This window comes from Streptosporangium sp. NPDC049248, assembly GCF_040678965.1.
Classification (GTDB): domain Bacteria; phylum Actinomycetota; class Actinomycetes; order Streptosporangiales; family Streptosporangiaceae; genus Streptosporangium; species Streptosporangium fukuiense.
In genome coordinates, this window is the sequence record NZ_JBFAQY010000015.1 from 132,628 (window position 1) to 146,256 (window position 13,629).

Sequence of the window (13,629 nt, forward strand, 5' to 3'; positions counted from 1 at the left end):
GGGCTATCGTGCAGCACCAGACTTGTTCCGTTTACGGAACGATCAGCACCCCCTCGTGTGAGGACCGACAGATGACACGCCTGCTTCAACCCGTGCTGGCCGGGGCGGTGACCGCGGTGGTCGGTTTCGCCGGCTCCTTCGCCGTGGTCCTGGCCGGGCTCAGGGCGGTGGGCGCCGACCAGCGACAGGCGGCGTCAGGGCTGCTCGCGCTCTGCGTGGCCAGCGGCGTGCTGGCCGTCTGGCTGGGAGTGCGGCGGCGGGTCCCGATCGTCATCGCCTGGTCCACGCCCGGGGCGGCGCTACTGGTCGCGACCGGCACCGTGGAGGGCGGGTTCCCCGTCGCGGTCGGCGCGTTCGCGGTCTCGGGGCTCCTCCTCACCGCGGCCGGGCTCTTCCCCACCCTGGGCCGATGGATCGCGTCCATCCCCACCCCGATCGCCGGTGCCATGCTCGCCGGGGTCCTGCTCGACCTGTGCGTGGCGCCGGTCAGGGCGCTCGCCGAGGTACCGCTGATGGCGGGCCCCGCCGTTCTCGCCTGGGCGTTGCTGAGCAGGTTCGCCCGAGGATGGGCGACCCCGGTGGCCCTCCTCGTCGCCGTCGCGGCGATCGCCCTGACCGGGTCGGGGCCGGGAGCGGTGGACGTGCGGCCGGTAGTGGAGGTGACCGTCCCGTCCTGGAACGCCCAGGCGCTGGTCAGCATCGCGCTCCCGCTTTTCCTGGTCACCATGGCCTCGCAGAACGTGCCGGGCATGGCGGTCCTCGCCGGGTACGGCTACCGCCCCCCGCTGCGGGGGATCCTCGTCTCCACCGGTCTGGCGAGCACACTGGGCGCTCCACTGGGCGGCCACGCGGTGAACCTGGCGGCGATCAGCGCCGCCCTGGCCGCCGGGCCCGACGGCGACCCCGACCCGGCCCGCCGGTGGATCGCCTCGGTCAGCGCGGGCGCTTCGATGATCCTCCTCGGGATCGGCTCGGGACCGGCCACGGCGCTCGCCCTGCTCTCCCCGTCGTCGCTCATCGAGGCCGTCGCCGGTCTCGCCCTGCTCGGCGCGTTCGCCTCGGCCGTCACCTCCGCGGTCGCCGACCCCGGGGGCAGGGAGGCCGCGATCGTCACCTTCGTGGTCACCGCCTCGGGGCTGACGCTTCTGGGAGTCGGCGCCGCCTTCTGGGGACTCGTGGCCGGCGGGCTCATGACGCTGCTGCACCGCCGCGGGAGGTCCCCCCGAACCCCGCCGGCCGCGGCCATGGCGAACGTCGGCGGTGGCGACGGCGGTCCGGACACGCCTCAGCCGAAGCGGCCCGCGGGCCGCCCCGGCTGAGGGGAGACGTGACTAGCGGTGGTCCGAGCGCCCGTGGCGACCGGCCACGAGCTGGTCGGTGGAGGGCTGGCGGGGCACCTCGACCCGGGGGTGGGGCGCGGTGTCCTCGGCGCGGTCGTCGACGCCGTCACGGTCACGGTCGACCACGGGAGTCGCAGGAGCCGTGGGAGTGGCGGGAGCCGGGGGAGTCTTGGCAGCGGCGGGGGTCGCTTCGAGCTTGCGCTCCAGTTCCCGCTTCTCCTCCTCCAGGCGGGTGACACGGTCACGAGCCTCCGCGCGCGAGGCACGGAGCCTGCGCCGGTGCGCGGACGAGCGCCGCATCCCGGCGAACATGATTCCCAGGCCGAGCAGGAGAACCGCTCCGGTGGCCACACCCGCGAAGAAGAGCTCCAGCTGGGTGAGCTGGATCACGCGGTCGAACATGGTGAACGTCGCGGTGGTGGTCGATGCTGCGGTCTCGTCCCAGGAGACCGCGATCACGGTCGCACCCGCGAGTACGATCAAGAGAAGTCCCAGCACTATCATGTGACCTCACCTCAGGCTTCGGCTGTTGTGGTATGCACTGCTGCCCCGGGCGCGCGGGATTATTCATTCGAATCCCCGTGGCCGCCGGGGAATGCGGCGGATCGGCCGCCGGAAGACGCCACGGCGTCGGCGCCGTCACCACCGGGGGACGGGAGATCCGGTTCCCCCGGCCGGGATGAGGTCTGAAGATGTGGATCCGACGGGGATTCCAGGTCCGTCAACGCAGGTCTAGGGTGGGCGCCCATGGACCGTACCCGCCTGTACCGCAACGGGGTTCTGGAAGCCGAGGGTTTTCCCATCGACGACGTCTCCGAGCACGTGGGGGACACCTCGGCCGTCGTCTGGTTCGACCTCTGCTCGCCCACGCAGGCGGACCTGGCGAAGATCAGCGAGGAGTTGGGCCTCCACCCCCTTGCCGTCGAGGACGCGATCCACAGTCAGCAGCGCCCCAAGCTCGACACCTACGACAGCCACCTGTTCATCACCGTCTACGCGACGAGGCTCGCGGAGGATGAGCTCGACTTCATCGAGATCTCGATCTTCATGACCAGGAACGCCCTGGTCACCGTGAGGGAGAGCTCCGAGTTCGACATCGACGAGGTGATCAGGCGCTGGGACGCCAACGCCGACATGGCCAAGTTCGGGGCACCGTATCTGCTGCACGCCCTGCTCGACCACATCGTGGACGGCCACTTCGAGGTTCTCCAGGTGGTGGACGACCGGGTCGAGGAACTGGAGGACGACCTCTTCCAGAACAACTCCCGGGACATGCAGCACGTCCAGCGCCGGACCTTCGACACGCACAAGAAGCTGGTGCGCCTCCGGCGGCTGGCGGTGCCGACGCGCGAGGTCGTGGGCAGCCTGCTGCGCAGGGGCGAGGACATCATGGACCGTGGGCTGACCCCGTACTACCAGGACGTCTACGACCACACACTGCGCACCGCGGAGTGGAGCGAGTCGCTGCGGGATCTGGTGGGCAACATCCGCGAGGCCCAGGTGAACCAGCAGGGATTCCGGCTCAACGACATCATGAAGAAGATCACAAGCTGGGCGGCCATCATCGCGGTACCCACGATGATCACCGGCTTCTACGGGCAGAACGTGCCCTACCCCGGCTTCGGGCAGCCGGTCGGGTTCTGGGTGTCCACGGCCCTGATCGTCGTGGGCACCATCCTGCTCTACCGGGCGTTCCAGAAGCGTAACTGGCTCTGATCCGGCCGGACCCCGTGCCCACTCCGGATATTCGGCCGGCCGTAACCTGGCTTCGGGGAGGGGACCGGCCGCCGGAGACCACGCTGTGCCTCTCCCCGGCTGTGCCCGCAACCGTGGAGGACCCGTGACGCGCATCCTCGTCGTCGATGACGAGCCTCAGCTCCTGCGGGCGCTGAGGATCAACCTGGTCGCCCGCCGGTACGAGGTGGCCGTGGCCGCCGACGGCGCCGCCGCCCTGCGCCAGGCCGCGGATTGGCACCCCGACCTGGTGGTGCTCGACCTCGGCCTGCCCGACATGGACGGGGTGGACGTCATCCACGGGTTGCGCGGCTGGACCGCCGTCCCGATCATCGTGCTGTCCGGCCGGGCCGAGGGCCGTGACAAGGTGGAGGCCCTGGACGCGGGCGCGGACGACTACGTCACCAAGCCGTTCGGCGTCGACGAGCTGCTCGCCCGGATCCGCGCGGTGTCGCGCCGCGTCTCGGTTCCCGAGGAGGAGCCGGCCCGGTGCGTGATCGGTGAGCACGAGGTGGATCTGGCGGGCAGGACCGTCTCGGGTGGCGTGCGGCTGACCCCCACCGAGTGGCGCCTGCTGGAGATACTGGTCCGCAACCCCGGCAAGCTCATCACCCAGCGCCGCCTGCTGAACGACGTCTGGGGCTCCTCCTACCACAAGGAGACCAACTACCTGCGTCAGTACATGGCCCAGATGCGCAAGAAACTGGAGCGCGATCCCGCACACCCGGTCCATCTGCTCACCGAGCCGGGCATGGGCTACCGCTTCCAGCCCTGACCGGCCGGGTCTCAACCCGCGGACACTCCCGTGTCAACCAACCGATTCCCGGGAATCGGTCAAGAATGGGCCGGTAGATCCTTCTGGAGGCACGGGTGGGCGCGCGGGGGGTGGTCGCCGTGGTGCTGGGCGCCGCGATGCTCTTCTCACTGTCGACGCACGACGACACGCGTGCGAGGGCCGCGCCGGCGAGGGTCGTGCCACTGGACAACCCGGACGGTCTGCGACCCGGGCTGGCACCCGTCAGGTCGGCCGGTGACCGGAGCGCCGCGGTCAGGTTGATCAGCGGGCTCCGGGTCGGGCGGATGGGGTCGAAGGCCGGTTACAGCCGGGCCAGGTTCGGTGCGAACTGGGCCGACACCGCCAGTGGCGTGCCGTACGCGCGCAACGGCTGCCGTACCCGCGACGACCTGCTGGCCCGCGACGGCGAGGAGGTGCGCTACCGTCGCGGATCCGGCTGCGTGGTCGTCTCCATGCGGCTGCGCGATCCCTACACCGGCCGGATCGTGCACTGGAGCAAGAAGCGCTCCGACGAGATCCAGGTCGACCACGTGGTCCCGCTCTCCTACGAGTGGCGGATGGGGGCCTCCCGCTGGTCGCGGTCCAAGCGGATGCGCATCGCCAACGACCCGCTCAATCTCCTCCCGGTGTACGGGGACGCCAACGAGGCCAAGGGCGGATCGGGGCCGGCCTCCTGGCTTCCCCCCAGGCGCGGGGTCCGCTGCGCCTACGTGGTCCGTTTCGCCCAGGTGGCCCTGAAGTACCACCTGCCGGTCACCCGTGCCGACAAGAGGGTCATGCTCGCCCAGTGCCGGTGACCTCCGGTGGACCGATCGGAAGCGGTCGCGCGGTGAGATCTTCTATCCTTTGGAACCGACACCGGTCACCTTCGGAGCCGTCCCTTCACCGTCTTTCCAGCCGGTCGCCGGCCGCCTCTGGAGCCGATCCCGACCAGCAGGCGAAGGAACACTCCCGTGACCTCTCCGGCACTCTCGGCACTGACCATCGACGAGCTGACCGCCCAGCGGGACGCCGCCCAGCGGGACTACGACGCACTGGTGCGGCGCGGTCTCTCCCTCGACCTCACGCGCGGCAAGCCGTCGGCGCGCCAGCTCGACCTCTCCGAGGCCCTGCTGGACCTGCCCGGCGGCCACACCGCCGCGGACGGCACCGACTGCCGGAACTACGGCGGCCTCCAGGGCCTGGCCGAGCTCCGGGAGATCTTCAGCGGGCCCCTGCAGGTGCCCGCCGCCCAGCTCGTCGCCGCGGACAACTCCAGCCTCTCGCTGATGCACGACTCGATAGTGCACGCCCTGCTCGGCACGCTGCCCGGCGCCGAGCGCCGCTGGGCCGACGAGCCGCGGGTCGCTTTTCTGTGCCCGGTTCCCGGTTACGACCGCCACTTCGCCCTGTGCGAGCGGTTCGGCATCGAGCTGATCGGTGTGCCGATGAACGCCGAGGGTCCGGACATGGACGTCGTGGAGCGTCTCGTGCGGGAAGACCCCCAGGTCAAGGGCATCTGGTGTGTGCCCAAGTACAGCAATCCCAGCGGCGTCTCCTACGGCGACGAGACGGTGCGGAGGCTGGCCGCCATGCCGGCCGCGGCCCCGGACTTCCGGATCTTCTGGGACAACGCCTACGCCGTGCACCACCTCACCGACACCCCGGCGGAGATCGCCGACATCCTGGCGCTGTGCGCGGAGAGCGGCAACCCCGACCGCGTCTTCGTCTTCGGCTCCACCTCGAAGGTCACCTTCGCCGGTTCCGGCGTCTCCTTCTTCGGCTCTTCCCCGGCCAACGTGGCCTGGCTGCTCGGACACACCGCCAAGCGCACCATCGGCCCTGACAAGATCAACCACCTCCGCCACGTGGAGTTCCTCCGCGACGCCGACGGCCTGGCCGAGCACATGCGCCGGCACCGGGAGCTGCTCCGGCCGAAGTTCGACGTGGTCGAGGCGATCCTCGCCAAGGAACTGGGCGGCACCGGCCTGGCGACCTGGTCCACCCCCTCGGGCGGCTACTTCATCAGCCTGGACGTGCTGGAGGGCTGCGCGCGCGAGGTGGTGAGGCGGGCCGGTGAGGCGGGCATCGCGCTGACCCCCGCGGGCGCCACCCACCCGTACGGGAACGACCCCCGCGACAGCACCATCCGCATCGCCCCCACCTACCCCGAGCCGGAGGAACTGGAGTCGGCCATCCTGGGCCTGACCACCTGCGTGCGCCTCGTCGCCACCGAGAAGCTCCTGGCCGGAGCCCGCTAGGAGTCGAGGCGGATTCCGCGTCCGGCGGTGATGCCGACGAACGTCGCACCGCGTTCGCGAGAACTCCTTCGATTCCCGGCGGCTAGCTGGACTCCCTGACCACGAGCTGGGTCGGGAGGATCACCGGGGCGGCGTCCTCGCCTCGTAGCAGGCCGAGCAGCAGGCGGGCGGAGGCGGCGGCCTGCTCGCCCATCGGGCTGCGCACCGTGGTGAGCGGGGGGTCGGTGTAGAGTGCCGCCTCGATGTCGTCGAACCCCACCACCGCCACGTCGTCGGGCACCCGCCGGCCCGCCCGGCGCAGCGCCCGCATGGCGCCGATCGCCATCAGGTCGTTGGCGGCGAACACCGCGTCCAGCGCGGGGTCGTCCTCCAGCAGCTGCGCCATGGCCTCGGCTCCGGAGATCCGGGTGAAGTCGCCGATGGCCACGATCGAGCGCCGCCCGGTCTCGCTCAGCACCTCGCGGTAGGCGCCCAGTCGGTCCTGGGCCGCGGACATGTCCAGCGGCCCGCTGATGGTGGCGATCCTGCGCCGCCCTCGTTCCAGCAGGTGCCGCACCGCCTGGGCGGCGCCGCCGACGTTGTCGTTGTCGACCCAGGGCGCGGCTCCCCAAAAGGCGGGCCTGCCGTGTGAGACGAGCGGGACGCCCGTCGTGGCGAGCGCGGCCGGCAGCGGGTCGGCGCCGTGCATCGACACGAGCATGACCGCGTCCACGTGCCGGGCGGCCACGAACTGCCTGGCCCGCACGCGGGCGTCATCCGAGCCCGCGAGCATGAGCACCACCTGCTTGCCCGCCGCCTCGAACTCGCGGCTGGCCGCGCGCACGACCGTGGAGAACATCGGGTCGTCGGAGACGAGCCCGGCCGGCGGGTCGGAGACGATCACCGCGATGGAGTCGGTACGCCGGGTCACCAGGCTGCGCGCCGCCGGGTTGGGGACGTAGCCCAGCTCGTTCACCGCCCGCATGACCAGATCGCGGATGTCCGAGGCGACGGTCGGCTCGCCGTTCACCACCCTGGAGACCGTCGACTTGGACACGCCGGCCCGGGTGGCGACAGCCTCCAGGGTGGGTCGTCTCATGTGCCTCTCCCACAGTCCGTACCGCCGACCGACCGGTGGTGCCGGAACGTGCGGTGCCACCTCCAAGAAGCCTAATCGAGGATCATGAAGAGAGCGCTCCCTCACAAAGGGTGATGAGGGGTGAGATTTCTGTCAATGACGCGAACGGAATCGGATTCCCCCTCCCGCGGGCCTGCGGAGGAATCCGAGAAAACGCTCCCAGGAAAAGATCCTCTTAATCGCAGCTCACAGCGTCGTGTAACGATACAAACGGTTTTGCGGGAGCGTTCCCTGAATCATGTGGTCGGTTCCGGATCATGCGCAGCCCGTTTCCTGCTGGCTGAACGGATACTTGACAGGCCCTGTCGGACGAGAGCACTCTCTGCTTGAGAGAGCGCTCCCCGAACCGTACCGGTACGCACCCCCCGCCCCGAGGAGACGCCATGCCCTCGCTTCGAAGTCCCGGCCGCCGGGTGGCCCTGATGATCGCCGCGGCCGTCACCCTCGTCACATCCTGTCTCGCCGTCAGACCCGCCTCCGCCGCCGACACCCTGCTGTCCCAGGGCAGGACGGTGACCGCCTCGTCCGCGGAGAACGTGGCCTTCCCCGCGTCGGCGGCCGTCGACGGCGACGCGGGCACCCGCTGGTCCAGCGGGTTCGCCGATCCGCAGTGGATCCAGGTCGACCTCGGCGCCACCGCGACCATCACGCAGGTGTCGTTGAAGTGGGAGACCGCCTACGGCAGGGCCTTCGAGATCCAGACCTCCCCCAACGGCACCACCTGGACGCCGATCTACTCCACGACCACCGGCACCGGCGGCGACCAGACGCTGGCGGTCAACGGATCCGGCCGTTACGTGCGGATGTACGGCACCCAGCGCTCCACCCAGTACGGCTACTCGCTGTGGGAGTTCCAGGTCTACGGCACCATCGGTTCCACCGGCCCGGACCCCGACCCGGGCGCGCTCAAGCTGCTGTCCTACGGCAGGCCGGGTGCGGCCTCCAGTTCCCAGCACGACGGGAACTGCTGGGAGTGCGTCCCGGCCAGGGCGTTCGACCGCGACCCGGCCTCCCGCTGGGCGACCAGTTCCACCACCGGCTGGGTCGACCCGGCCTGGATCTCCGTCGACCTCGGCGCGACCGCGCAGATCAAGAAGGTCGTGCTGCAGTGGGATCCGGCCTACGCCAAGGCGTTCGAGATCCAGGTCTCCGCGAACGGGACCACCTGGACGCCGATCTACTCCACGACGTCCGGCGCCGGCTTCAAGCAGACGCTGAACGTCGACGGGACCGGCCGTTACGTGCGGATGTACGGCACCCAGCGGGGCACCCCGTACGGCTACTCGCTGTGGGAGTTCCAGGTCTGGGGCACCGGCGGCGCCCCCATCACCCCGCCGCCGCTCCCGCCCGACCCGGCCGACCCGCCAAGGCTCGTCTGGAGTGACGAGTTCAACGGCGCGGCGGGGACCAGACCCGACGCGGCCAAGTGGACCCAGGACCCGGGAACCGGCCCGAACAACGAGCTGGAGTACTACAACCCCAACAACACCGCCATGGACGGCAACGGCAACCTCGCCATCACGGCACGGCAGGAGGCCACCCCCGGGTCGGTGTGCCCGGGCGGGACCTGCCAGTACACCTCGGGCCGGATCAACACCGGCGGCAGGTTCACCTTCACCTACGGCCGGGTCGAGGCCCGCGTCAAGGTCCCGAAGGGAAACGGCCTGTGGCCGGCGTTCTGGATGATGGGCGCCGACTTCCTCACCGGCAGGCCGTGGCCGTACAACGGCGAGATCGACATCCTGGAAGTCCTCGGCAAGGACGTCAAGACCGCCTACTCGACGGTCCACGCACCCGCCTACAACGGCGGCGGCGGTGTCGGCAGCCCGTACACGCTGCCGACAGGCGCGGACTTCTCCGACGACTTCCACGTCTGGGCGGCCAACTGGGACAGCAAGGGCATCGTCTACACCCTGGACGGCCGGACCGTCCTCACCGTCAGCAAGGACCAGGTCGAGGCGACGCGGGGCCCGTGGGTCTTCGATCACCCCTTCTACATCATCCTCAACCTCGCGGTCGGCGGCGACTGGCCAGGCCCGCCGGACGCGAGCACGGGTCTCCCCAAGCAGATGCTCGTCGACTACGTACGCGTCTACCAGTAACTCCACCGCACCCCGGTACGGCTCGCGCGAGCGGTACCGGGGACCTCCCGAAGGAGTCACCCATGCACCCGGTACTCTCCCCGGCCGGCCTCCGACGCCGGCTACGCCCGCTGACCCTGATGACCACACTGCTGGCGCTCCTGGGCACGTCCCTCGTCCTGCACACCCCGCAGGCCGCCGGCTCGTCCGCGGCGGTCGTCCGGGTGGCGGAGTTCCTCGCCGACTGCCCGTTCAGCCACCGCCTGCCCGACGACCCGATCGTCTTCCCCGGACTTCCCGGCGCGTCGCACATGCACAGCTTCTTCGGCAGCACCGCCACCAACGCCCACACGACGCTGGCGTCCCTGCAGAGCTCCCCGAGCAACTGCAACCCGCGCGTCGACCTGTCGTCGTACTGGGTGCCGACCCTCTACAAGGGCAACACCCCGGTGGAACCCACCGGCACCACGTTCTACTACCTGGGGGAGGGCGTCCGCGACGACATCATCGCGCGGACCCAGCCGCTGCCCCTGGGCCTGCGGATCGTCGCGGGCAACGCCAAGGCGACCGGGATCGACGATCCCAGCGGCAACGCGCGCTGGTCGTGCCTGCACGCCGGGCACGTGGGGGCCGCCAAGGACTTCGTCAACTGCCCGGCGGGCACCATGCTGGAGTCCTACCTGGACTTCCCGCAGTGCTGGAACGGCAGGGACCTGGACTCGGCCGACCACAAGAGCCACATGGCCTACCCGGTGGGCGGTGCCTGTCCCGCCTCGCACCCGGTTCCGGTGCCGAAGCTACGCCAGGTGCTGAGGTACCCGGTCAGCGGTGACCCGGCACAGCTGCGGCTGGCGTCCGGGCGCGGATACACGATGCACGGCGACTTCTTCAACGCCTGGCCCCCGGCCGAGATGGAGCGCCGCCTGCGCGACTGCATCCGCCCGATCATCAAGTGCGGCGCGGACGGCACGCCGTCCTGACACCGGTGCGGGCCCCGCCACCGGGGCCCGCCACCGGGGCCGGGCGGGGCCGATCGGACCGGCGACGCGGGTGTCCCCATCGTGCCTACTGGCCCGTGGCCTCAGCCGTCTGCGCCTCCTCGGCGAGAGTGCCGCACTTGAAACCCGCCTCGCGCTCCGGTTCGAGCTGGATGGATTCGAGGATGGTCTTGTCCATGGAGCGACGGATGGTCTCGAACCTGTCGCAGTCGTAGAGGACGTACGCGCCGTTGCTCTCGCCGAGCAGCATCATCCACCGGCTGTCGTAGAGCGGCTTGTCGTTCTCGGCGCTCCGGAGAACGGCCCATTGGTCCTGGAAGCCGACGTAGGTGATGAGCTCGTTGGCCTTTCCCGTCTCCTGTACCTCGATCGCCCCCAGGGTCATCTGCATGATCAGCAGGAATCCCAGGCCGAGGCCGGTGAGGGCGCCGACGAGCACCTTCATCCCGGCGCGGCCGACGGGCTTGCGGCGCAGCAGCCGGAACGGCACCAGGAAGGCCAGTACGCCCAGCCCCACGGCCACGACGACCTTGACGGCGAGGTCGGTGTCGCCGAAGACGTCGAGCAGGCCCCAGTAGGTCGCACCGCACCACAGCGCGGCGATCGCGGCGATCAGCCAGGGCCGCCGCCGTACGGCGTTCACGAGCCTGCCGACCGTGCCGAAGGTCACCTTGTCGGCCAGCCAGCCCAGCCCGACGATGACGCCGAGCGCCGGCAGGGCGACCAGCAGCAGCAGGATCAGGGTGCCCATCAGCCGGCCGAGCAGGACCGACTGGTCGATCCCCGCCTGCTCCGGGGTGATCTGGAACACCGAGTACATCGACTGAACGCCGAGGTAGAGCACGGCGTAGAGCGCGACGCCGATCGGGACGATGACCGAGCCGATGCGCTCGATCATCTCCAGGACGCCGCCGCTGTTCTCCTCTGCTGGATCTGCCGGATCTGTTGGAGGAGTGTCTTGCGAAATAGGGGGAATATACACAGGTTGCTCAGAAATATCCTGGCTTGTCATGAAGAGTGATCATAAGCCGTAACGATTGACGCAACACTGCTAAGAGACAAACGCGTCATCCCCTCGGTCATCCATGCGAAAGCCCCCGGAATCGGCACCGCTCCGGTCCCCGCGCTCCTCGTGCGTCGTCACGCCTGGCGGTCAGGAGTGTTCGTACCAACCTCCGTGATGTCCACCTGATCTGTGAAAAGTAACTATAAGTTTTTGCTGCGCAACTTAAAGTGATGGCACTAGCCTGCCTACCGGCGAGAGACCGACGAAGGTGGGGACATGCTGGCGGAAGGTGGAGTGGCCGTGGTCACCGGTGCGGCACAGGGCATCGGCGAGGCGGTGGCGCGAGCCCTGACGGCGGCGGGCACGTGGGTCGCCGCGCTCGACGTGAACGCCGAGCGGGTCGAGCGGGTCGCCGCCGGGCTCGGCACCGCGGTCGCCTACCCCTGCCAGGTCACCGACAGCGCCGCCGTCGACGACGTCGTCGCGAGGGTCGAGGCCGACCTCGGCCCGATCGAGTTGCTCGTCAACGTGGCCGGAGTGCTCTGCTCGGGATCGGCCGTCGCCCTCAGCGACGACGACTGGGCCCGGACCTTCGCCGTCAACACCGGCGGGGTCTTCCACCTGTCCCGGGCGGTCGCCCGCCGGATGATCCCCCGTAGATCCGGGGCGATCGTCACCGTGGGTTCCAACGCCGCGGGCGTGCCGCGGATGAACATGTCGGCCTACGCGGCCTCCAAGGCGGCGGCCGCGCAGTTCACCAAGTGCCTCGGCCTGGAGTTGGCGCCGTACGGCATCCGCTGCAACGTGGTGTCGCCCGGTTCCACCGACACCCCCATGCAGCGCGCCCTGTGGACCGGCGGCCACGACGCGCGGGCGGCCATCGAAGGATCGCCGGCCACCTTCCGGGTGGGCATCCCCCTCGGCCGCCTGGCCGACCCGGAGGACATCGCGAACGCGGTCCTCTTCCTGGCCTCCGACCGCGCCAGGCACATCACCATGCAGGACCTGTACGTCGACGGGGGCGCCACGCTCCGGTAGCGGCAGTCCTCTCCCAGCACCGGCCGCCCGCCGGCGCTGATCCCTCCTATTCCTGGATCCCCTCCTGACAGGAGAGCTTTTCCCATGTCGCCGAACGACGCCCTCACCATGTCCCGAATGCCGGACCTCCTGGAGGATTACGAACCCGGCACCTTCTTCTTCACCTCGCCGACCCGGACCCTGCTCGCCAGGGGGGTGTGCCAGGAGGTCTCCGATTCGGGGGCGATGAGCCTGCGAGACCGTGTCGCCTCCGCCCTGCGGGACGCCAAGAACTCGGGTCACCCCAACCCCGTGGTGGTGGGCGCGATCCCCTTCCGCGACGACCGCCCGCCACGCCTGCTGGTGCCCGCCGCCGTCTGCTGGACGAGCCCACCGGCCGGCCCACCGGTCGGCCCCGAGCAGGTCACCGGCACGTTCACCGGATTCGGCCCGGTCCCCGACCCCGGTGACTACCTGCGCGGCGTGGAGAAGGCACTGGCCAAACTGACCGCCGGAGAGCTCAAGAAGATCGTGCTGGCCCGCGCCCTGGACGTCACCCTGGGCGCCCCCGTCGACGTCGGGCGTGTGCTGCGCAACCTCGTCCGGCGCGACCCGCAGGCCTACGGTTACGCGGTGGACCTGCCGTCGAGCACCGCCACGGCCCGCACGCTCCTGGGGGCCAGCCCCGAGCTGCTCGTCTCCCGTTCCGGGCGCCGGATCACCACGAACCCGCTGGCCGGGTCCGTACCCCGTCACCCTGACCCCGTCATCGACGCAGAGAGGGCCCGCGCCCTGCTCACCTCCGACAAGGATCTCCGCGAGCACGCGCTGGTGATCGAGAGCATCGTGGAGCTCCTGCGCCCGTACTGCAGGGAACTCTCGGTGCCCGCCGGGCCCTCACCGCTGTCCACCGCCTCCATGTGGCATCTGTCGACCCGGATCACCGGCGTGCTCGACGACCCCGCGGTCACGTCGCTGGAGCTGGCCACCATGCTGCATCCCACCCCCGCCGTCTGCGGCACCCCCGCGAGCGCCGCACGCCAGGCCATCGAGGAGATCGAGCCGTTCGACCGCGGCCTGTACGCCGGCCTGGTCGGGTGGGGGGACTCGGCGGGCGACGGCGAATGGGTCGTGACCATCCGCTGTGCCGAGGTCGCCGACCAGACCCTGAGGCTGTTCGCCGGTGCGGGAATCGTCGCCGGCTCGGTGCCGGAGACCGAGCTCGCCGAGACCACCGCCAAGTTCCAGACCATGCTCCGCGCCGTCGGCTTGGACCAGGACCGCTGACCCACCGTCCGGC

12 protein-coding genes are annotated in these 13,629 nt (G+C 70.3%); 9 read left to right on the forward strand and 3 right to left on the reverse strand.

Annotated features, from left to right (window positions below; translation table 11 throughout):
* Positions 1 to 71 precede the first annotated feature (71 nt).
* Entirely contained in the window at positions 72 to 1,319 is a 1,248-nt protein-coding gene (locus AB0K21_RS25820; protein ID WP_343961673.1) for a benzoate/H(+) symporter BenE family transporter, read from the forward strand.
* A gap of 12 nt (positions 1,320 to 1,331) precedes the next feature.
* On the opposite strand, the gene AB0K21_RS25825 is transcribed toward AB0K21_RS25820, so the two are convergent.
* On the reverse strand, positions 1,332 to 1,823 hold the full coding sequence (locus tag AB0K21_RS25825; protein ID WP_343961675.1) for a hypothetical protein: 492 nt from the start codon (positions 1,821 to 1,823) through the stop codon (positions 1,332 to 1,334).
* A 264-nt stretch (positions 1,824 to 2,087) separates the two neighbouring features.
* Here AB0K21_RS25825 and AB0K21_RS25830 point away from each other — a divergent pair, with 264 nt between their 5' ends.
* The 4 genes from AB0K21_RS25830 to AB0K21_RS25845 all read left to right on the forward strand — a co-directional run bounded on the left by AB0K21_RS25830 (position 2,088) and on the right by AB0K21_RS25845 (position 6,110).
* Positions 2,088 to 3,056 (forward strand): magnesium transporter CorA family protein, encoded by a 969-nt coding sequence (locus tag AB0K21_RS25830; protein ID WP_343961677.1) that lies wholly within the window; start codon positions 2,088 to 2,090, stop codon positions 3,054 to 3,056.
* A 124-nt stretch (positions 3,057 to 3,180) separates the two neighbouring features.
* Positions 3,181 to 3,849, forward strand: coding sequence for a response regulator (locus AB0K21_RS25835; protein ID WP_343961679.1), 669 nt, complete (start codon positions 3,181 to 3,183; stop codon positions 3,847 to 3,849).
* A 95-nt stretch (positions 3,850 to 3,944) separates the two neighbouring features.
* Positions 3,945 to 4,667: an HNH endonuclease family protein gene (locus AB0K21_RS25840; RefSeq protein ID WP_343961681.1), complete on the forward strand. Its 723-nt coding sequence runs from the start codon at positions 3,945 to 3,947 to the stop codon at positions 4,665 to 4,667.
* 156 nt (positions 4,668 to 4,823) lie between these two features.
* Positions 4,824 to 6,110: an aminotransferase class I/II-fold pyridoxal phosphate-dependent enzyme gene (locus AB0K21_RS25845; protein WP_343961683.1), complete on the forward strand. Its 1,287-nt coding sequence runs from the start codon at positions 4,824 to 4,826 to the stop codon at positions 6,108 to 6,110.
* Positions 6,111 to 6,192: 82 nt separating this feature from the next.
* Here AB0K21_RS25845 and AB0K21_RS25850 read toward each other — a convergent pair whose 3' ends face one another.
* A complete protein-coding gene (locus AB0K21_RS25850) occupies positions 6,193 to 7,188 on the reverse strand; it encodes a LacI family DNA-binding transcriptional regulator (protein WP_343961685.1) in 996 nt (331 codons plus the stop codon).
* Positions 7,189 to 7,610: 422 nt separating this feature from the next.
* Between AB0K21_RS25850 and AB0K21_RS25855 the strand changes: the two genes are divergently transcribed.
* Both AB0K21_RS25855 and AB0K21_RS25860 read left to right on the forward strand, forming a co-directional pair.
* Complete coding sequence (locus AB0K21_RS25855) at positions 7,611 to 9,329, forward strand: discoidin domain-containing protein (protein WP_343961687.1); 1,719 nt, start codon at positions 7,611 to 7,613, stop codon at positions 9,327 to 9,329.
* Positions 9,330 to 9,391: 62 nt separating this feature from the next.
* Positions 9,392 to 10,288 carry a DUF1996 domain-containing protein gene (locus AB0K21_RS25860; protein WP_343961689.1) on the forward strand — a complete coding sequence of 299 codons (897 nt, stop codon included), beginning with the start codon at positions 9,392 to 9,394 and terminating at the stop codon, positions 10,286 to 10,288.
* A gap of 85 nt (positions 10,289 to 10,373) precedes the next feature.
* Here AB0K21_RS25860 and AB0K21_RS25865 read toward each other — a convergent pair whose 3' ends face one another.
* On the reverse strand, positions 10,374 to 11,204 hold the full coding sequence (locus AB0K21_RS25865) for a hypothetical protein (RefSeq protein ID WP_364153895.1): 831 nt from the start codon (positions 11,202 to 11,204) through the stop codon (positions 10,374 to 10,376).
* Positions 11,205 to 11,588: 384 nt separating this feature from the next.
* Between AB0K21_RS25865 and AB0K21_RS25870 the strand changes: the two genes are divergently transcribed.
* Together AB0K21_RS25870 and dhbC are read left to right on the forward strand one after the other, a co-directional pair.
* Positions 11,589 to 12,350, forward strand: a complete 762-nt coding sequence (locus AB0K21_RS25870; protein WP_364153898.1) for a 2,3-dihydro-2,3-dihydroxybenzoate dehydrogenase — start codon at positions 11,589 to 11,591, stop codon at positions 12,348 to 12,350.
* Positions 12,351 to 12,467: 117 nt separating this feature from the next.
* Entirely contained in the window at positions 12,468 to 13,616 is a 1,149-nt protein-coding gene (gene dhbC, locus AB0K21_RS25875; protein WP_364153901.1) for an isochorismate synthase DhbC, read from the forward strand.
* Positions 13,617 to 13,629 lie beyond the last annotated feature (13 nt).